The sequence below is a fragment of the Caulobacter sp. DWR1-3-2b1 genome (assembly GCF_049895765.1).
Lineage (GTDB): Bacteria > Pseudomonadota > Alphaproteobacteria > Caulobacterales > Caulobacteraceae > Caulobacter.
Genome location: NZ_JAFCSZ010000026.1, coordinates 23,850 through 42,717, shown reverse-complemented (window position 1 = coordinate 42,717; position 18,868 = coordinate 23,850). Strand labels below are relative to the sequence as shown.

Here is an 18,868-nt window from a genome sequence, read left to right as displayed (position 1 = left end):
ACCCTCGCGCGTCGGCCGTCAATTTTCCTGACATCGACCGCGACGGCGCCTAAGCTCCCGCCATGGTCAACGTTCCAGAGGCGCGTCCGGCGCCCAGGCCCCCGCATATCGTCGACACGCTCATCGCCGAGCGTGCGCCTCGGTTGACCGCCTCGCCCCTTTGGCCGCTCTTTCGCCCGCCGCTCTACGCTTTGCTCGGCTACGACAAGGCTCGGCGCATGGCCGACACCATCGCCGACATCGGCGGCCGCGCGGCGCTGGAGCACGTCTCGGGCCTGCTCGCCCTGAAAGTCGCCGTGCACGGTCTAGAGAATATTCCGCCGAGCGGCCGACTGGTCATCGTGGCCAACCACCCCACCGGCATCGCCGACGGCGTGGCGGTCCATGACGCCCTGAAGCAGGTCCGCCCGGACACCATCTTCTACGCCAATGCCGACGCCCACCGCGTCTGCCCCAGGTTCGACGAAGTGCTGATCCCCGTCGAATGGGTCGAGGCCAAGCGCACCCGCGACCGGATGCGCCTGACCCTGCAAATGACCCGCGAGACGCTTGAGGCCGAACGCGGCCTGATGATCTTCCCGGCGGGGCGCCTGGCGGTGAAGGACGCGCAGGGTCTTTTGATCGATCCGCCCTGGGCCACCTCGGCGGTGTCCATCGCCCGCAAATACGAGGCCCCGATCGTCCCGATCCATGTCGCCGGCCCGTGGTCGACCCTGTTTCACCTGTTCGACAAGCGCCATCAGGAGCTGCGTGACATCACCCTCTTCCACGAGCTCTTGAACAAGACCAGCCGACCTTTCGAACTGATCGTCGGCAAGCCCGTCGATCCCGCGTCCCTGGCGGCCGATACAGGGGAAGCCACGACCGCCCTGAAGCGCTATGTGGAGCAGGTCCTGCCAAAGCACCCCGAAGGCGCCCTGACTTGAGCCCTCTTCACCTCGCCGACGAGGCTGCCACCCAAGATCTTGGCCGGCTTCTGGCCCGCGCGCTGCGGCCGGGCGACGCCATCTGCCTGACCGGCCCTCTGGGCGCCGGCAAGTCGACCCTGGCGCGGGCTTTGATCCGCGCCCTGACCACGCCCGACGAGGAGGTCCCCAGCCCGACCTTCACCTTGGTGCAGTTCTACGAGACAGCCGCATTTCCGCTGGCCCATTTCGATCTCTATCGCCTGACCGACCCTGATGAGGCCTATGAGATCGGCCTGGACGAGGCTTTGGACGGAGGCGTCGCGCTGATTGAATGGCCGCAGAGACTGGAAGGGCGTTTGCCGCTCAACCGGCTCGATATAGACATCGCCCTCGACGGCGACGCGCGCAGCATCACCTTCACCCGGCACGGCGATTTCGAAGGACGCACCCTTGAGTTCTGAGCGCGAGACGGCCAAGGCCGCGTTCCTGTCATCCCACGGCTATGGCGACACCCGCCGCGAGAGCCTGGGCGGCGACGCCTCGACCCGCAGCTATGAGCGCCTGCATCGGGCCGATAGCGAGGGGGGCGGGGCTAGCTTCATCTTCATGGACCAGCCGCCGTCCATGGAAAGCGTGGTCTGCCCGCCGGGCGCCAGCGATGCCGACCGGATCGCGCTGGGCTACAACGCCGCCGCCCGCCTGGCGGCAGGTTCAGTCGCAGCCTTCGTAGCCACAGCCGCCTATCTGCGCGAGCGCGGCTTGTCGGCGCCGGTGATCCTGGCCCACGATATCGAGGCTGGTCTGGCAGTGCTGGAGGACTTGGGGGACGGCCTCTACGCCACCCTGATCGCCGACGGCCAGGACGAACGGCCGCTGTATGAGGCTGCCGTTGACGTCCAGATCGCCCTGCACGCCGAGATTCCGCCGGATGTCCTGACCGCCCCGGGTGGCGTGACCTGGCCCCTGCTGACCTACGACACCCTGGCCCTGAAGGTCGCCACCGACACCTTCCTGGAATGGTGGCCGAAGTTTGCGCGCCTGCCGGCGTTCTCGCCCGAGGCGGTAGCCGAATGGGACGTGCTGTGGGCTCCGGTCTGGGCGCGTGGCGAGGCAGGAGCCACCGTCTTCACCCACCGCGACTATCACGCCCAGAACCTGATCTGGCTGCCGGAACGCGAGGGTCCGTCCCGCGTCGGCCTGCTCGATTTCCAGGACGCGCTGCGCGCCCACCCGGCCTGGGACCTGACCCACCTGTTGCAGGACGCCCGCCGCGACGTGTCGCCGGAAACCGAAACCGCCATGCTCGACCGCTATCTGGCCGCCCGCCAGGATCTGGATCGCGAGGCCTTCATCGCCGACTACCGCGCCTTGGCCGCGTCAAATGCCGCGCGGATACTGGGGCGCGTGTTCGCTCGCCAAGCCCTGCTGGGTCGTCCCCAGTACGAAGCCTACATGCCGCGCACCTGGCGCTATCTGGAGCGAAACCTGCGAGACCCGGCCATGGCCGGCCTCAAGGCCTGGTTCGACGCTCACGTTCCGGCGGGGGCCCGCCGATGACTACCGCTCCCAAGATTGCGATGGTGCTAGCCGCTGGCCTCGGCACCCGCATGCGTCCCCTGACCGACGACCGACCGAAAGCTCTTGTCGAGGTCGGAGGCCGGGCCCTGATCGACCATATGCTCGACCGGTTGGTCGAGGCCGGGGTCGAGACCGCCGTGGTCAATGTTCACGCCTTCGCCGACCGGCTGGAAGCCCACCTGATCGCGCGTCAGGCCAAGGGCCTCGGCCCCCGAATCGTCATCTCCGACGAACGCCCCCGGGCACTGGAAACCGGCGGCGGCATCAAGAACGCCCTGCCCCTGCTGGGCGATGGCCCGGTCTGGGTGGCCAATATCGACTCGGTCTGGATCGAGAACGGCGCCCCCGCCCTCGACGCCGTCGCGGCGGCCTGGGATCCGGAGACGATGGACGTCTGCCTGCTGCTGGCCTCGACGTCTGGCTCGTTAGGTTTCCACGACAGCGGTGACGTGTTCCTGTCCGAGGACGGCCTCGTGCGCTTCAAAAACCCAGGTGAGGCCGCGCCGCTGGTCTATGTCGGCGTGCATATCTGCAATCCAGCCATTACGACCGAAGGTCCTGAGGGACCATTCTCGCTGCTGCCAATTTGGAAGGGCCTCGTCGCCAACGGCCGCGTCCACGGCGTGGCGCCTGAGGGCCTATGGATGCACGTCGGCGATCCGGGCGCGCGCGATCTGGCCCAAGCGCGACTGAAATGACCTTCGGCGACCCTTTTGAGCGCGAGGGGCCGCGCTGGTTCTCGATCCCGGCCCACCGCCCGTTCGTCGACGACCTGGCCCGGGGCTTTCTGGCGGCGTTGGCGCACATGGGCCCCGAAGCCCTTCCCCGCGCCACCCTGCTGACCCCGACCCGTCGCGGCGCCCGCGCCGTGGCCGACGCCCTGCTGGCCGCCAGCGACGGCCGGGCCCTGCTGCTGCCGCAGATCCGGCCGCTGGGCGACCTTGACGAGGGCGAGCCGCCTTTCGAACCCGGCGACCTGGCCCTCGACCTGCCGCCGGCGATATCGTCGCGTCGTCGCCGGTTCGAGCTGGCGCGGATCGTGGTCGATCACGCTCACCTGCTGAACTTCACCCCCGGCGCCTCGCAAGCGCTGGAAATGGCCAAGGCGCTGTCAGACTTCCTCGACAGCTGCCGGATCGAGGAGATCCAGACCGACGGCAAGCTCGATGGCTTGGCCGACGGCGACCTGGCCCAGCACTGGCAGGTCTCGGCAAGATTTCTCAAAGCGGTGTTGGCCGCTTGGCTAATGCGCCTGAAGGACCTTGGCCTGATCGACGTCGCCGACCGCCGCGTCCTGCTGCTGCGCGCCCTGGCCAAGCGCTGGACCGAGAATCCCCCCACCGAGGTGCTGGTCGCTGCCGGTTCGACCGGCACCGCCCCCGCCACCGCCGACCTGTTGCGCGTGGTCGCCGCCGCTCCGCTAGGCGCGGTCGTGCTGCCGGGCCTCGACGAGGATCTGGCTGAAAGCGCCTGGGAAAAGGTCGGTGAGCAGCATCCGCAGGGCGCCATGCGTCGTCTGCTCGATCGCGCCGGCATCACCCGCGCCGATGTCCGGCCGTGGTTTCCCGAGGCCGACAGCCGGGGTCGCTGGCGCCGGCGGATCGTCAACGAGGCCCTGCGCCCGGCCGAGGCCACCGCCGACTGGCTGGCCCAGATCGACAGCCTGCGCGCCGAAGCCCCGGATCTCGACCCCGTCGCCGAGGGCCTGAAGGGCCTGTCGCTGATCTCGGCCCGCACCGAGGAAGAAGCCGCCAGCACCTGCGCGCTTCTCTTGCGCGAAGCGCTGGAGGAACCCGGGCGAACCGCCGCCCTCGTCACCCCCGATCAGACCCTGGCCCGGCGCGTCACCGCGCGCCTGGTCCGCTGGGGCGTGATCCCCGACAGCTCGGCCGGCGCGCCCTTGGCCGCAAGCCCGGCCGCGATCCTGGCCCAGCATCTTGCTGGACTGGTCGCCGATCCACTCGACCCCGTGCGCCTGCTGGCCCTGGCCAAACATCCGCTGGTGCGCCTGGACGACGATCTGGAGGCTTCGACCACGCTGGAACTGAAGGGTCTGCGCGGCCCAGCCCCGCGCTCGGCGCAGGCTCTGCTCGCCAAGCTGGATGAGCATCCCGACGCCAAGGCCTTGGCGCAGCGCCTTCTGGCCGCTGTCGCCCATGCCGCCGGACCCTATGTCGACGAGATGGCCCCGCCCGCGAAAGCCGCCCTGGCCCTGACCGAGGCCCTGGAAGGCCTGACCGGCCCCGACCGGCTTTGGATCGGCTCGGCCGGCGAATGCCTGGGCTCCCTGCTTTCTACCCTGATCGAGGACGGCGTCGTCCTGCCCGACGCGCGGCCCCAGGCCTTCGCCGACATTCTCAACCGGCTGGTCAACGAGGAAACCCTGCGGGTTGGCGGCGCCACCCATCCGCGCCTGCGCATCCTTGGCGCCATCGAGGCTCGCCTGGTTCGCGCCGACCGGCTGGTTCTGGCCGGGCTGGAGGAAGGCGTCTGGCCGCAGGGCGCTCCGATCGATCCGTTCCTGTCGCGGCCGATGCGCGAGAAGCTGGGCCTGCCACCGCCCGAGCGCCGGGTCGGCCTGACCGCCCACGACTTCGCCCAGGCCGCCAGCGCGCCGGACGTCATCCTGGTCCATTGCGAGCGCCGCGGCGGCGCGCCCGCCGTCGAGTCCCGCTGGTTGTGGCGACTGAAAACCCTGGCCGGCGGCGCGGGCCTGAAGCTACCGCACCGCGACGACGCCCTGGACTGGGCCCGCGCTCTCGATGCGCCGGGGGCCTATGCACCCTATCCACGTCCAGCCCCGACCCCGCCGGTCGAGGATCGCCCGCGCAAGATGGCCGTCACCCGCGTCGAGGCCCTGACCCGCGATCCCTACGCCGTCTGGGCGCGCGACATCCTCAAGCTCTATCCGCTGGAACGACCCGACGAGCCCGTCGAGGCTCGGGCGCGGGGAACGGCTATCCATGCGGCGTTCGAGAAGTTCGCGGAGGAACATCCCGGCCCGGTGCCCGCCGACGCGCCGGCCATCTTCGAGTCACTATATATGAGCGAGTTGGTCGCCGCCGGCATGCCGCCAACCGCTCTGGCGCGCGAGCGGGCCCTGGCGAAGGAAGCCGCCGCCTGGGTCGCCGACTGGGAGCGCGAGCGCCGAGCCGGAGCCGAACAGATCATCGTCGAGGCCGAGGGTCAGCTGACTCTTCCGATTAACGGCAACCTCTTCACCCTGACCGCCAAGGCCGACCGCATCGAGCCAACCCGGGACGGCCTGGCCCATATCCTCGACTACAAGACCGGCGCCGCGCCGAGCAAAAAGCAGGTCGAGACCGGCTTCTCGCCGCAGCTGACCCTGACGGCGGCGATCCTGCTGAACGGCGGATTCAAGGACCTGCCGGATCGCAAGCCGGGAGACCTGACCTATGTCCTCGTCACCGGCCGCAAGCCGGCCGGTCTGGAAGAGGTCCGCGTCGCCAGCGCCGACAGCGAGCACGCCGCCTTCCAGGCACTGGACGGCCTGCGCACCCTGATCAGCCGCTATGACGACCCGGCTCAGCCCTACCGCTCGCGCACCGCCCCGCAGTTCGTCAAGGACCACCCCGGCGACTACGCCCATCTCGCGCGGGTGTTCGAATGGTCGACCAGCGGCGATGACGGGGAGGGTTCGGAGTGACCGTTCTTCCCGACTATCAGCGCCTCGCCGCCGATCCGGCGATCAGCGCCTTCGTCACCGCCAATGCCGGCTCGGGCAAGACCAAGACCCTGATCGACCGGGTAGCCCGACTGCTGCTGGCGGGGTCGACGCCCGAGGCGATCCTGTGCGTGACCTACACCAAGGCCGCCGCCGCCGAGATGCAGCGGCGGCTGTTCAAGCGGCTGGGCGGCTGGTCGGTAACGGCCGACGGCCCACTGCGCGCTGAACTGGCCAGGCTGGTGGGTGAGCCGGAAGAGGTCTTCGGCCCCGGCGAGCTCTCCAAGGCCCGCGCCCTGTTTGCCCGCGCGCTGGAAACCCCCGGCGGCCTGAAGATCCAGACCATCCACGCCTTCTGCGACAAGCTGCTGCGGCGCTTCCCGCTGGAGGCCGGGGTGTCGCCGGGCTTCACGGTGATGGACGACTCGGCCTCCTCGGCCGTGGCCCGCGCCGCCCGCCGCACGGTCGCGACCTATGTCGACACCCATGACGACGCCTTCGCCGTGGCCTATGCGCGGTTCTCGGTGGCTCTGGACTTCGCGGCCTTCGAGTCGATGTTCGGAACCTTCGAGATCCGGCGCGGGGCCATTGCCGACTATTTCGCCCGCCATGGCGGCCTCTCCGGCGCCATCGAGGACACTTGGCGGGTTTGCGGGTTCATCGAACCCTTAGATCCCGAGGCCATCGCCGCCGAAGCGATGGAAGAACTGAATCCCGACCTCTGGGAAGCCAGCGCCAGCCTGCTGGAATCCAGCGGCAAGGTCCGCGACACCGAGCACGCCGCCCGCCTGCGCCTCACCCTGACGACCCGCGCTTTTGACGACGCCCTCTGCGCCCTGTTCACCGACAAGGAAGAGCCCCGCAAGCACCTGCAAACGACCACGACCTTCAAGTCGAGGGAGGACCTGCGCGAGGCGTTGCTGGAAGAGACTGACCGCCTGTCGTTCGTCCGCCAGCAGGTCCGCGCCGCCGGGGTGGCCCACGACACGGCCGGCGCCCTGCGGCTGGCGGCGCTCTACATCTCGGCCCACGCCAACGAGAAGGCCTCGCGCGGCGCTTTGGACTTCGCCGACCTGATCGAACACGCCAAGGTGCTGCTGACCGAGAAGGTCGACGCCGCCTGGGTGCTCTACAAGCTGGACGGCGGCATCGACCACATCCTGCTGGACGAGGCCCAGGACACCGCGCCCGAGCAGTGGGCGATCCTGGAGGCCCTGACCAACGACTTCTTCGTCGGGGCCGGTGCGACCGGCTGGCGCAAGGGCCGTGACAACCGCACCCTGTTCGTGGTCGGCGATCAGAAGCAGTCGATCTATTCGTTCCAGGGCGCCGATCCGGCCCGCCTGCTGATCGAGACGCAAGGCTATATCGCCCGGATCGCCGACGCCGGTCGCGAGGGTTCGGCCGTGCCGCTCAGCGTCTCCTATCGCTCGACTCGCGAGGTGCTGAGCTTCGTCGACGCCCTCTTCGAGGTTCCAGAAAATCGGCTTGGCCTGATGCCGGGCGGCGGCGACCTGGAGCCGCACCAGGCCTTCCGCACCGATGGCCCCGGCTGCGTCGACCTGTGGCCTCTGACCCGCGAGCGTCCCGGCGAGGAACGCGACGCCTGGGACGCTCCGCTCGACGCCGAGACCGAGCACAGCGCCAACCGGCGCCTAGCCGAGGCCATCGCCACCGAGATCGCCGGAATCCTGGCGCGCGGCGACGAGGTCCACGACAAGGAAACCAAGGTCCGCCGCGCCGCCCATGCCGGCGACATCCTGATCCTGGTGCGGCGTCGCAAGGTGCTGTTCGAGGAGATTATCCGCGCCCTAAAGCGGCGCGGCGTGCCGGTGGCCGGCGCCGACCGGCTGTCGCTCTCGGCCCATATCGCCTTCGACGACCTGCTGGCCCTGGGCCGGTTCGTGCTGTTTCCTGACGACGATCTGACCCTGGCGGCTCTGCTGAAGAGCCCGTTCTGCGCCCTGACGGACGAGGACGTCTACGCTCTCGCCAAAAGCCGCAAGCCGCGCACCCTGTGGGCGACGCTGTCGCTCCGGGCCGCCGAGGATCCTCGCTGGATCGCCGCCCACGTCCTGCTGGCCTGGGCGCTGGTCGAGGGCCGCAAGCGCCAGCCGTTCGAGTTTTTTGCGACCTTGCTGGGCCGCGTCGACGCCGCCGGCCTCTCCAACCGCGCCAAGGTCCTGACCCGCCTGGGCGGCGAGGCCGACGAGGCGCTGGACGAGTTCCTGGCCCAGGTGATGGACGCCGAGCAGCGCAACATTCGCGACTTGGAGGCGCTGGTCGCGGACTTCGCGGCCCTGGACATCATCGTCAAGCGCGAGATGGAAGGCGCCCGCCGCGAGGTGCGGGTTATGACCGCCCACGGCTCCAAGGGTCTGGAGGCGCCGATCGTCTTCCTGCCCGAGACCACGGTGAAGCGCGGCGCCGGCGGCTCGCCGCTGCTGGCCACCGAGGCGGGCGGCGTCCTGTGGTCGACAGCCAAGGCGGCCGACTGCGCGGCCTCGACCCAGGCCCGCGAACTGCGCGACGAGAAGGAAGCGCAGGAGGCCCTGCGGCTGTTCTACGTCGCCCTGACCCGAGCGAGGGATCGCTTGGTTCTTTGCGGCCGCATAGACGCCCGCACCAAGGACGAGAATGTCGGCGGCTGGTACGCGGCGGCGCGGGCGGCCTTCGCCCATCCGGCCATCGCGCCGGACGTCCACGAGATCGGCGATCCCGACGCGCCCATCCTGCGCTATGGACCCGATCCGAAGACCCTGCCGAAGGAGACCCTGGCGGCGGTCGTCACCTCGCCCCTTCCGCCTTGGGCGCTGGGTCTGGCCGCCGCAGAGCCGGCCACTGCCCGCTACGCCGCTCCGTCACGGATCGAGGACGAGGCAGACAGCCGCGCCCCGGCCCCCTCGCCGCTGGCCAAGGTGGAAGGGCTGGGTCGCTATCGACGCGGCGAGATCATCCACCGGCTGCTGCAGATCCTGCCCGATGTCGCTCCGGCCGAGCGCCGCGCAGCCAGCGTCCGACTGCTGGTCGCCGAACGCGACCTTTCCGACGACCAGCGCTTGGAAATGGCCGCCGCCGCCTTCGGGGTTCTGGAGGATGACCGCTTCGCCGCCGTGTTCGGCCCAGGTTCACGGGCCGAAGTGGCCCTGGCCGGGACCAGCGCCGCCCTGCCCAGGGGCCTGGCGATCTCCGGCCGGGTCGACCGGTTGGTGGTGACGGACGAGCGCGTGCTGGTGGTCGACTACAAGACCAACCGCCCGGCTCCAGCCAGCATCGAGGAGGCCGACGCGGCCTATCTGGCGCAGATGGCGGTTTATGTGGCAGTGCTGCGGGAGGTCTTCCCGGACCGTCCCATCGAGGCGGCTCTGGTCTGGACGGATGGTCCCAAACTGATGCCGGTGCCAGAAAAGGTGATGTCTCTGGCGCTCGGCAGGATCGGCTAGGCCGTTGCCGGGACCGCGGCCGCCTCCTACATCTTCTTCAAGCGCTCGCGGACGACTCGCGGGCATTGTTGTTTTCGCGCCGCTCCCTCTCTTCACAAGATTGAGCGACGCCCTGATGGAGCAGACACCATGAGCACCGTGACGGTGACCGACGAGACCTTCGAACGCGACGTACTGCAGGCCGATGGGCCCGTGCTGGTCGACTTCTGGGCGGAATGGTGCGGCCCCTGCAAGCAGATCGCCCCGGCTCTGGAGCAGATCTCCGAGGAGCTCGCCGACCACGTGGTGGTGGCCAAGGTCAATATCGAAGACAGCCCTACGACCCCGTCGCGCTACGGCGTGCGCGGCATCCCGACCATGATGCTGTTCCGCGGCGGCCAGATGACCTCGATGAAGGTCGGCGCCATGCCCAAGCAGAAGATCCTGGAATGGCTCACCGAGGCCGGCGTCCAGCCAGCCTGAGTCTTTCCGTCCAGTCAGAGATCCAGCCGCCCATCCCGCCATGCGGGGTGGGCGGTTTGGTGTGTGGCCTACTTCTTCGCGGAAGTGACGATGAATGGCGAAGCGGCGGCCGGAGCAGCCTTCTTGTCGGCCTTCGGTTTGCGGACTTCCTTGTTGGACTTCTTCTGACCCTTGGCCATTGGCGACTCCTGCGAGAACGGGGGCGCCCGCCGGAAGGTCCGGCGGGCCGAGCCATTGACGGCGTCGCACAGCCATACGCCTGTCAGGGCGCTGACCCAAGCGCTGCCTCAGCTTGGCCAGGTCTCTTCGCTCATCGCCAGTACTTCGCCGGCCAGATAGAGCGAGCCGCAGATCAGCACGTGCGGCGTGGGGGACAGGGCCAGGACCTTGGCCAGGGCATCCTCGACACCGTCGCAGGCGTGGGCCCTCAGGCCGGCGAGCTCGGCGGCGGCGGCGGTCTGGGCGGCCGGCGCGGCGGCATGGCCCTCAAAGGTGACGGCGAAGACCTGAGCCTTCAGCGGCGCGAACGGTGTGAAAAAACCGGTGGCGTCCTTGTTGGCCAACAGACCCGAGATCAGCGCCACGGGCCGGCCATCGCGGGCCGCCAGATCGCCGAGCGCCCGCGCCACCGCCAGGCCGGCATGGGGGTTGTGGCCGCCGTCGAGCCAGAGATCGGCGCCCGCGGCCCTGGCCCTCTCAGCGAGCGGTCCGGCGATCAGACGCTGGAACCGGGCCGGCCAGACGGCTCCGGCGATTCCGGCGGCCATGGCCGCTTCGTCGATGCGCGGATCGTTCAACGCCAGCAACGCCGCGACGGCGAGGCCGGCGTTTGCGAACTGATGGTCGCCCGGCAGGGATGGCGCGGGCAGGTCGAGCAGGCGGTCCTGCATCTGCACCAGCAGGCCGCCGCGCTCGTTCCAGGCGTCGAAGTCGCGGCCCATCAAGGTCAGCGGGACGCCAGCCTTCTCGGCGGCCGCCTCGATCACGGCTTCCGCCGCTTCGTGCTGGCGGGCCGAGACGACGGGCGCGCCGGGTTTGATGATGCCGGCTTTCTCCACTGCGATCTGGCCGATCGTGTCGCCCAGGAACTCGCGGTGATCGATATCGATGGGCGCGATCACGCTAACGGCCGGTGTCACGACATTGGTCGCGTCCAGCACGCCGCCGAGGCCGACCTCAATGACGCACAGATCCGCCGGGCTGTCGGCGAAGGCGACCAAAGCGGCTGCGGTGGTGATCTCGAAAAAGGTGATCGGCAGGCCAGCATTGGCGGCTTCGACCCGGGCCAGCACGTCGGCCAGCTGGTCGTCGGTGATCAGGGTTCCCGCCAGGCGTATGCGTTCGGCGAAGCGCACCAGATGCGGCGAGGTGAAGACGTGGACCTTGAGGCCCGCCGCCTCGACCATGGCCCGCAGATAGGCGACCGTAGAGCCCTTACCGTTCGTGCCGGCCACGTGGATTACCGGCGGCAGGTGGTCCTGCGGATCGCCCAAGGCCTCGCACAATCGGCGCATGCGATCCAGCGACAGGTCGATCAGCTTGGGATGCAGGGCCTGCAGCCGCGCCAGGGCGGCGTCGTGGGCCCGAAGATGATCGCTCAACGGAAGGTTCAGGCCGCCTTGCGGCCCCGGCCCATCATCAGGGTGGTCAGGATCGAGCCCAGCACGGCCGGCAGGTCCTTGCGCGGCGTGACACGGTCGACCATGCCCTTTTCGACGAGGTATTCCGAGCGCTGGAAGCCCGGCGGCAGGGTCTCGCGGATGGTCTGTTCGATGACGCGCGGACCGGCGAAGCCGATCAGGGCGCCCGGCTCGGCCAGGTGGACGTCGCCCAGCATGGCGTAGGAAGCGGTGACGCCACCGGTGGTCGGATCGGTGAGGACCACGACGTAGGGAAGCGCCGCGTCCTTCAGTTCGTTGATGGCCAAGGTGGTGCGGGCCATCTGCATCAGCGACAGAGCGCCTTCCTGCATACGGGCGCCGCCGGCGGCGGTGAAGACCACCAGTGGAACGTCGCGCTCCAGGGCGGCGCGGGCGGCGGCGATGAAGCCCTCACCGGCGGCCATGCCCAGCGATCCGCCCATGAAGGCGAAGTCCTGGACCAGCACCACGACCTTGGCGCCGCCGACCACGCCGTGGGCGATGGCCATGGCGTCGGGCTCACCCGTCGCCTTGCGAGCCGCGATCAGGCGATCCTTGTAGGGCTTGCCATCCGAGAAATGCAGCGGGTCTTCGGGCACGGACGGGGTCGGCAGGGTCTCGTAGGCGCCATCGTCGAAGGTGAACTTGAAGCGGGCTTGAGGACCGATCCGCATATGGCGGCCAGCCGGAGTTACCCACAGGGCGGCCTCCAGCTCGGAGCGGAAAATCATTTCGCCCGTATCGGGGCATTTGACCCAGAGATTCTCGGGAGTCTCGCGCTTGGCGAAGGCGCCGCGTACGCCGGGGGCGATTCGCGAAAGCCAGCCGCCGCCGCGTCGGCCCTCAGCCGAGGCCTTTGATTTGTCGCCCTTTTTCGGGTCCTGGGGTTCAGCCATAGCCATAGCCTTAAAGCCTCACTTCGTTCCCGACGCGCGCCGAGCGCACAGCCTTAGCCAGCTCCGACGCCTTGAGAAGAACCTTCTCGGTCACGTTTTCGTTCAACTGGGCCGCGGACTCAATTTCATCCACAAGCGCCGAGCCCACCACGGCGGCGTCGGCGACGCGGGCCACGGCGGCGGCCTGGTCGGGGGTGCGGATGCCGAAACCGACCGCGACCGGCAGGCCCGAGGCAGCCCGCAGACGCGCCACAGCCGGCGCCACATCGGCGGCGTCGACTGACTTCACGCCGGTCACCCCGGCGACCGAGACGTAATAGACGAAGCCCGAGGTGCGACGGATCACGGCCGGCAGGCGCTTGTCGTCGGTGGTCGGGGCGGCCAGGCGGATCAGGGCGATGCCCTCGGCCTCCAGCGCGTCCGACAGCGGGTCAGCTTCCTCGGGCGGGCAATCGACGATGATCAGGCCATCGACGCCGGCCCTGGCGGCGGCGGCGGCGAAGCTTTCGAAGCCCCGGTTCAGGACCGGATTGAGATAGCCCATCAGGATGACCGGAGTGTCGGCATCGCCCTCGCGGAAAGCGGCGACCAGGTCCAGCGTGCCCTGCAAGGTCATGCCGGACTTCAGGCCACGCTGGGCGGCGCGCTGGATGGTCGGGCCTTCCGCCATCGGATCGGAGAAGGGAAAGCCCAGCTCGATCAGGTCGGCGCCGGCGCCGGGCAGGCCCTTCAGCACGCTCAGGGTCGTGGCGGCGTCGGGATCGCCGGCCATGATGTAGGTGACGAAGCCCGCGCGATTGTCGGCCTTCAGCGCCGCGAAACGGCGGTCGATACGGTCCTTGGTCACGTCTGGTCGATCCTAGATCTTACGCCCGAGGGCTTCGGCCACCGTGAAGATGTCCTTGTCGCCGCGACCGCAGAGATTCATCACCACGATCTTGCCCTTGCCCAGTTCGGCCGCGATCTCGCCGACCCGGGCCAGGGCGTGGGCCGGTTCCAGCGCCGGAATGATGCCTTCGAGTGTCGAGCACAGCTGGAAGGCGTCCAGCGCCTCCTCGTCGGTGGTCGAGACATATTCGGCGCGGCCGATCTCGTGCAGGAACGAGTGCTCGGGGCCGATGCCGGGATAGTCGAGCCCGGCCGAGATCGAGTGGGCGTCGATGATCTGGCCGTCGTCGTCCTGGAGCAAATAAGTGCGGTTGCCGTGCAGAACGCCGGGGCGACCGCCGGTCAGGGAGGCAGCGTGCTTGTCGGTTCTGACGCCATGGCCAGCGGCCTCGACGCCGATCAGGCGCACGCCCTCGTCAGCCAGGAACGGATGGAACAGGCCGATGGCGTTGGAGCCGCCGCCGATGCAGGCCACGACGGCGTCAGGCAGGCGGCCTTCCATCTCGAGGATCTGGGCGCGGGCCTCGATACCGATCACGCTCTGGAAGTCGCGGACCATCACCGGATAGGGGTGCGGGCCGGCGGCGGTGCCGATCAGGTAATAGGTGTCGTGCACGTTGGTCACCCAATCGCGCATCGCCTCGTTCATGGCGTCCTTCAGGGTGCCGGTGCCCGAGGTGACAGGGCGAACTTCAGCGCCCAGCAGGTTCATGCGGAAGACGTTGGGCTTCTGACGTTCGACGTCGGTGGCGCCCATGTAAACGATGCACGGCAGGCCGAAGCGGGCGCAGACGGTGGCGGTGGCCACGCCGTGCTGGCCGGCGCCGGTCTCGGCGATGATCCGGGTCTTGCCCATCCGCATGGCCAGCAGGATCTGGCCCAGGGCATTGTTGATCTTGTGCGAGCCGGTGTGGTTTAGCTCGTCGCGCTTGAAATAGATCTTGGCCCCGCCGAAATGCTCGGTCAGCCGCTCGGCGAAATAGAGCGGGCTGGGGCGGCCGGCATAGTGGGTGTTGAAGCTGGTCAGCTCAGCCTGGAACGCCGGGTCGGCCTTGGCGGCGGCATAGGCCTCGCCCAGTTCCAGCACCAGCGGCATCAGGGTCTCGGCCACATAGCGACCGCCGAAGTCGCCGAACCGCCCGTTGGCGTCGGGATAGGCGGAATAGTCGTTGGGCTTTGAGGCAGGCTGGGAGGGGGCGTTCACGAGATCATCCAAAGGCTGGGCGAAGCTACACGCGTTTGATGGCGTCAAGGAACGCCGTGATCAGAGCGGGGTCCTTTAGGCCGGGACCGCGCTCCACGCCAGAGGAAACGTCCACCAGCGGAGCTCCCGATACCCGGATCGCGTCGGCGACGTTCCACGGATCCAGCCCTCCGGCCAGGAAATGCGGGCGAGAAAATCGCCGGCCTTCCAGCAGGGTCCAGTCGAACCGTGCGCCGGTGCCGCCGGGGAGGGCAGAGCCTTCCACCGGCCTGGCGTCGAACAGAAACTGCTCGGCGACGGTCTCGAAGGCCCGGGCCTGTTCGACGTCGGCCGAGGAGGACACCGTCAGGGCCTTGATCACTCCGACGCCGGAGCGGGCGGCGATCTCGCGGATCCGGCTGGGCGTCTCCTTGCCGTGAGCCTGGATCAGGTCGGGCTTCATGGTCGCCATCAGGCGGTCGATCAGGGCGTCGTCGGGGTCGACCGTGACGGCCACCGTTTTCACCGCGCCGCTTCGCCCCCCCTTGGCCCTGACCGGATCGACCAGCCGACCGGCGGCCTCGGGGGTCAGGTTGCGGGGACTCTTGTCGAAGAACACGAAGCCCAGATAGGCCGCCCCGCCTTCGACGGCGGCGCGCACCGCCTCGGGGGTCGAGAGGCCGCAGATCTTGGCGCTGGTCCTGGAAGGCGAGCTCATGACGGGGAGGTACGGCGCGGGCGGCCCAGTGACAAGAGGGTCGGTGACAAGAGGGTCGGTGACAAGGGGCCCGCGCCGGATCGGCTTAGTGGGCGTGGCCGGCGTGGGGGTCCTGAACCGGAAGTCCCGCCTTCCAGACGAAGCCTTCGCCCGCCGCCTCGACCTTGCCCACACCGGGGAAGGGGAAGTGCGGTGAGAACACCAGGCCGCCGCTGGCGGCCAGTTGCTTGAGCAGGGCCACGCGGCTGGCGGTCGCCACCGGAACGTCGCGGTCGAAGGCGATGACCCAGTCAGGACGGGCCAGGGACACGATCGAGCTGTGGGCGGTGTCGCCGATATCCAGCAGGGTCTGGCCGCCCGAGCTGATCTCGTAGCCGACATGGCCCGGCGTGTGGCCCTTGATCGCCACGGCCCGGACGCCCGGGAACAGCGCGGCGTCCGGCTCGAAGGTCTTCACCTGGGCCGCGATGGCGTCGACCAGCGGCTTCATGGGCGCCTGCTCCTTCAGCGAAGCCCATTCGGCGCTGGCCATGCGGATCGTCGCCTTGGGGAAGGCCGACTTGCCCTCGGCGTCGACCAGGCCGCCGACATGGTCGAAGTGACCGTGGGTGATCAGCACGTCGGTGATGTCGCCCGGGGCGAGGCCGGCCGCAGCCAGGCTCTGGACCAGCACGCCCTTGTTCGCCGCGCCCAGGCCGGTGTCGAACAGGGCCAGATGGCCGGGCGTCCTGGCCAGCAGGGCGTCGACGCTGAGGCTGATCTTGTCGGCTGGCGCCCCGGCCTGGGTCAGGACCTTGGCCACCGCCGCCACATCGGCGTTGATGGCGAACACCTTGCCATTGTTGGGCGCCTCGAACCCGGCGTCGCGCAGGACCGTCAGGGTCAGCTCGCCGAGCTTGAAGCTCTTGGCCTCCGGGGCGGTCGGGGTCGGCGACTGGGCGGCGGCGCCGCAGGCGGCGGTGAGCATTGTGGCGGCGAACAGGGCGGCGAGCGGGCGCTTGGACAGCATGGGGACGTCTCCGGAAAACCAGTCTTCTACGTAGCGCTGCCCCGGCGTCCTGCAAGGGCTCCCCCAAGGTCTGGCGGCTCAGCCGCCGCCGGGTCCCAGCGTAGCGTCCGCCTTGACGGGCTCCGACAGTCTTGCCTCCATCCTGCAGACCAGGCCCGAGGGCCGGAATTCCATCACCGCCTCGCCCTTCAGCTCGCCGCGCAGGCTGCGCTCGATCAGCCGCGAGCCAAAGCCCCGGCGGGTCGGGATGGCCACGGGGGGCCCGCCGGACTCGGTCCAGCTCAGAGACAGGGTCCGCGCCCCGGCGTCATAGTTCCAGGCCAGGGCCACCCGCCCGCCGGGCGTCGACAGCGCCCCGTATTTCAGCGCATTGGTCGCCAGCTCGTGAAAGATCAGCGCCATGGTCAGGGCCCCGCCCGGCGCCAGCCAAACGGGCGGCCCCTCGATGGTCGTCCAGGCGGCGGCCTCGAACGGCGCTAGAGCCTGCTCGGCCACCTCGCGCAGATCGGCCCCGTTCCAGCTTTCGCGGGTCAGGACGTCATGGGCCTGCGACAGGCCCAGCAGCCGCGACTCGAACTTCTCGAAGGCCGCCAGCGGGTCACGCTCGTTGCGCAGGGTCTGGGCGGCGATCGACTGGACGGTGGCCAGGGTGTTCTTCACCCTGTGGTTCAGCTCGTTGATCAGCAGCCGCAGCTTGTCCTGATAGGACTGCTGCTCGCTCTCGGCCTGCTTGCGGGCGGTGATGTCGGAGACGATCAGCACCATGTGGCCGGGCTTGGCGCCCGCCCCTGGGCCAACTCCGTCCCCACTCCCCTCTCTGCGGGTCGGCCGCACGATGGAGGCGGTGAGGTGGAGCCAGGCCTCGCGGCCCCCCGGATCGATCAGCCGACGCTCGGCCGAATAGGTGTCGATCTCGCCGGCGTGCAGGGCCTGGGAGTCGCGGATGGCCGCCGCGATGTCGACGGGACGAACCAGGGTCTTCATCTCCACATCCAGCAGGGCCGCCCGCTCGCGGCCGAAGATCTCGCAGAAGCTGTCATTGACCTCCAGCAGCCGGCCATCCAGCGACACCCGCGCCACCCCCATGGCCGCGTGGTCGAACACGGCGCGATAGCGGGCCTCGGCGGCCTCCAGCTTCATCCGCGCCGCGATGGCGGAGGTGACGACCTCGGTATAGAGCACCAGCCCGCCGATAGCGCCGTCGTCGGTGCGCCACGGGGCCATCGACCAGCGGATCCAGTCCACCTTGCCGTTGCGGTCCACGAAGCGGTCGCCCTCGTCCTCGCGCAACTCGATCCCCTCGGCCAGCACCCGGGCGTGCATGTCGCGCCAGACCTGCGGGATCTCGGGGAAGACCTCGTAATGCAGCCGCCCGATCAGGGGCAGGTCGGCGGGCAGGTCCTGGTCGGTCAGATAGCGGCGCGAGGCGGCCAGATAGCGCATCTGGCGGTCGAAAATGGCGATGCCCATCGGCGCATGCTGCAGGGCCACGGCCACGCTGGGCGAGGCCGACGGGAAGGCGGCGTCTTCATTGGCGCCCGGACTCATGCCCGGCTCGCGCCCGACTTCCGGGCCGACTTCAGGGCTGACTTCAGGGCTGACTTCAGGGCTGACTTCAGGGCTGACTGGCGCGCGGCCATTTCCACCTCTCCTGCGTTCAGGCGCACGCTAACGGCGACCGACGCGCGAGTCATGGACCAAGCGGCGCCGCAGGCCATCACATCCGCGTTCGGGGGTGCGGCTATTTGTCCTTCCGCGCGACTTGGTGAGTGGAGACACGGCTTCACGCCCTCGCGCGGAAACCGCCGAGTTGGAGGAAAGGGTCGCGGAGCGTCCGGACCACGTCCGGATGAGAGTTTGATAAGTACCGTTTCGACGAAGCCGTGCGCTCCGCGTGATCGTTATCCGCCAGCGTCCCGTCGGGTGGCCCTGTTGAGGCCTTACCGGGAGCCGGGCTGTTCCGTTTCCGGAAGCGCCCAGCGGTCGGAGCAGACGGGCCCTCGCGGACTGTCACGCCTGTTTGTCTCCATCCACGCCAGCGGCGGGCGGGTCCTGCAACGCCAGGATCCCCGGACTGGTCGAGTATCCCCCTCGACCCCAGTCCCGCTCGATCACACCCCGCCGCCGCAATGGTCGCTGGCCTTGCGCCCTTCCCCTGCGACGAGGTGGGTCAAGAATACGGGAGGTTTTCAGGGGGCTGCGTCGATTGTCTGGGCGCCCGTACAGGTCCCCGTTCTCGCCCTTCTCCCCTTGCGGGAGAAGGTGTCGGCCGAAGGCTGACGGATGAGGGGTCGCACCGGAGCCAAAGCCTGGCCCCATAACGCCGCGCGTCAATCCCGACAGGCCTGTCGACCCCTCATCCGGCGCGGCGCGCCACCTTCTCCCGCAAGGGGAGAAGGATCGTCGATCCCCGCGCCCATCCGGGGATAGCGCGATCCCGATCCCCATGGTCGGCCTG

16 protein-coding genes are annotated in these 18,868 nt (G+C 69.2%); 7 read left to right on the top strand and 9 right to left on the bottom strand.

The window, feature by feature from the left end; translation table 11 throughout:
* Positions 1 to 62 precede the first annotated feature (62 nt).
* The 7 genes from ACP69S_RS18080 (at position 63) to trxA (ending at position 10,076) form a co-directional block, all read left to right on the top strand.
* Entirely contained in the window at positions 63 to 926 is an 864-nt protein-coding gene (locus ACP69S_RS18080; RefSeq protein ID WP_425999612.1) for a GNAT family N-acetyltransferase, read from the top strand.
* A complete protein-coding gene (gene tsaE, locus ACP69S_RS18075; RefSeq protein WP_425999611.1) occupies positions 923 to 1,369 on the top strand; it encodes a tRNA (adenosine(37)-N6)-threonylcarbamoyltransferase complex ATPase subunit type 1 TsaE in 447 nt (148 codons plus the stop codon). The genes ACP69S_RS18080 and tsaE overlap by 4 nt, the downstream gene beginning before the upstream one ends.
* Positions 1,359 to 2,465, top strand: coding sequence for an N-acetylmuramate/N-acetylglucosamine kinase AmgK (gene amgK / locus ACP69S_RS18070; RefSeq protein ID WP_425999609.1), 1,107 nt, complete (start codon positions 1,359 to 1,361; stop codon positions 2,463 to 2,465). The genes tsaE and amgK overlap by 11 nt, the downstream gene beginning before the upstream one ends.
* Positions 2,462 to 3,184 carry an N-acetylmuramate alpha-1-phosphate uridylyltransferase MurU gene (gene murU / locus ACP69S_RS18065; protein ID WP_425999608.1) on the top strand — a complete coding sequence of 241 codons (723 nt, stop codon included), beginning with the start codon at positions 2,462 to 2,464 and terminating at the stop codon, positions 3,182 to 3,184. Before amgK ends, murU begins: the two co-directional genes overlap by 4 nt.
* Positions 3,181 to 6,153, top strand: coding sequence for a double-strand break repair protein AddB (gene addB / locus ACP69S_RS18060; RefSeq protein ID WP_425999606.1), 2,973 nt, complete (start codon positions 3,181 to 3,183; stop codon positions 6,151 to 6,153). The genes murU and addB overlap by 4 nt, the downstream gene beginning before the upstream one ends.
* Positions 6,150 to 9,614 (top strand): double-strand break repair helicase AddA, encoded by a 3,465-nt coding sequence (gene addA / locus ACP69S_RS18055; RefSeq protein WP_425999605.1) that lies wholly within the window; start codon positions 6,150 to 6,152, stop codon positions 9,612 to 9,614. The genes addB and addA overlap by 4 nt, the downstream gene beginning before the upstream one ends.
* Before the next feature lie 129 nt (positions 9,615 to 9,743).
* Entirely contained in the window at positions 9,744 to 10,076 is a 333-nt protein-coding gene (trxA, locus tag ACP69S_RS18050) for a thioredoxin (RefSeq protein WP_425999603.1), read from the top strand.
* A 68-nt stretch (positions 10,077 to 10,144) separates the two neighbouring features.
* On the opposite strand, the gene ACP69S_RS18045 is transcribed toward trxA, so the two are convergent.
* From ACP69S_RS18045 to ACP69S_RS18005, 9 genes are all read right to left on the bottom strand, one after another.
* Positions 10,145 to 10,255: a hypothetical protein gene (locus tag ACP69S_RS18045; protein WP_425999601.1), complete on the bottom strand. Its 111-nt coding sequence runs from the start codon at positions 10,253 to 10,255 to the stop codon at positions 10,145 to 10,147.
* 108 nt (positions 10,256 to 10,363) lie between these two features.
* On the bottom strand, positions 10,364 to 11,677 hold the full coding sequence (locus tag ACP69S_RS18040) for a bifunctional folylpolyglutamate synthase/dihydrofolate synthase (RefSeq protein WP_425999600.1): 1,314 nt from the start codon (positions 11,675 to 11,677) through the stop codon (positions 10,364 to 10,366).
* 8 nt (positions 11,678 to 11,685) lie between these two features.
* Positions 11,686 to 12,618, bottom strand: a complete 933-nt coding sequence (locus tag ACP69S_RS18035) for an acetyl-CoA carboxylase carboxyltransferase subunit beta (protein ID WP_425999598.1) — start codon at positions 12,616 to 12,618, stop codon at positions 11,686 to 11,688.
* A 4-nt stretch (positions 12,619 to 12,622) separates the two neighbouring features.
* The gene (gene trpA / locus ACP69S_RS18030) at positions 12,623 to 13,459 is read right to left on the bottom strand and encodes a tryptophan synthase subunit alpha (protein ID WP_425999597.1); all 837 of its coding nucleotides are present in this window, start codon (positions 13,457 to 13,459) and stop codon (positions 12,623 to 12,625) included.
* Positions 13,460 to 13,471: 12 nt separating this feature from the next.
* On the bottom strand, positions 13,472 to 14,704 hold the full coding sequence (trpB, locus tag ACP69S_RS18025) for a tryptophan synthase subunit beta (protein ID WP_425999596.1): 1,233 nt from the start codon (positions 14,702 to 14,704) through the stop codon (positions 13,472 to 13,474).
* A 25-nt stretch (positions 14,705 to 14,729) separates the two neighbouring features.
* Positions 14,730 to 15,401: a phosphoribosylanthranilate isomerase gene (locus tag ACP69S_RS18020; RefSeq protein ID WP_425999594.1), complete on the bottom strand. Its 672-nt coding sequence runs from the start codon at positions 15,399 to 15,401 to the stop codon at positions 14,730 to 14,732.
* Positions 15,402 to 15,486: 85 nt separating this feature from the next.
* A complete protein-coding gene (locus tag ACP69S_RS18015; RefSeq protein WP_425999593.1) occupies positions 15,487 to 16,410 on the bottom strand; it encodes an MBL fold metallo-hydrolase in 924 nt (307 codons plus the stop codon).
* 78 nt (positions 16,411 to 16,488) lie between these two features.
* Positions 16,489 to 17,958: a sensor histidine kinase gene (locus ACP69S_RS18010; protein WP_425999591.1), complete on the bottom strand. Its 1,470-nt coding sequence runs from the start codon at positions 17,956 to 17,958 to the stop codon at positions 16,489 to 16,491.
* Positions 17,955 to 18,104: a hypothetical protein gene (locus ACP69S_RS18005; RefSeq protein ID WP_425999589.1), complete on the bottom strand. Its 150-nt coding sequence runs from the start codon at positions 18,102 to 18,104 to the stop codon at positions 17,955 to 17,957. Before ACP69S_RS18005 ends, ACP69S_RS18010 begins: the two co-directional genes overlap by 4 nt.
* Positions 18,105 to 18,868: the final 764 nt, after the last annotated feature.

Bases quoted from the DNA above. Each gene is read 5' to 3' on its own strand.
- ACP69S_RS18080 (WP_425999612.1), top strand. From the start codon at position 63: ATGGTCAACGTTCCAGAGGCGCGTCCGGCGCCCAGGCCCCCGCATATC.
- murU (WP_425999608.1), top strand. From the start codon at position 2,462: ATGACTACCGCTCCCAAGATTGCGATGGTGCTAGCCGCTGGCCTCGGC.
- addB (WP_425999606.1), top strand. From the start codon at position 3,181: ATGACCTTCGGCGACCCTTTTGAGCGCGAGGGGCCGCGCTGGTTCTCG.
- trxA (WP_425999603.1), top strand. From the start codon at position 9,744: ATGAGCACCGTGACGGTGACCGACGAGACCTTCGAACGCGACGTACTG.
- ACP69S_RS18045 (WP_425999601.1), bottom strand. From the start codon at position 10,255: ATGGCCAAGGGTCAGAAGAAGTCCAACAAGGAAGTCCGCAAACCGAAG.
- ACP69S_RS18035 (WP_425999598.1), bottom strand. From the start codon at position 12,618: ATGGCTATGGCTGAACCCCAGGACCCGAAAAAGGGCGACAAATCAAAG.
- ACP69S_RS18020 (WP_425999594.1), bottom strand. From the start codon at position 15,401: ATGAGCTCGCCTTCCAGGACCAGCGCCAAGATCTGCGGCCTCTCGACC.
- ACP69S_RS18015 (WP_425999593.1), bottom strand. From the start codon at position 16,410: ATGCTGTCCAAGCGCCCGCTCGCCGCCCTGTTCGCCGCCACAATGCTC.
- ACP69S_RS18010 (WP_425999591.1), bottom strand. From the start codon at position 17,958: ATGAGTCCGGGCGCCAATGAAGACGCCGCCTTCCCGTCGGCCTCGCCC.
- ACP69S_RS18005 (WP_425999589.1), bottom strand. From the start codon at position 18,104: ATGACTCGCGCGTCGGTCGCCGTTAGCGTGCGCCTGAACGCAGGAGAG.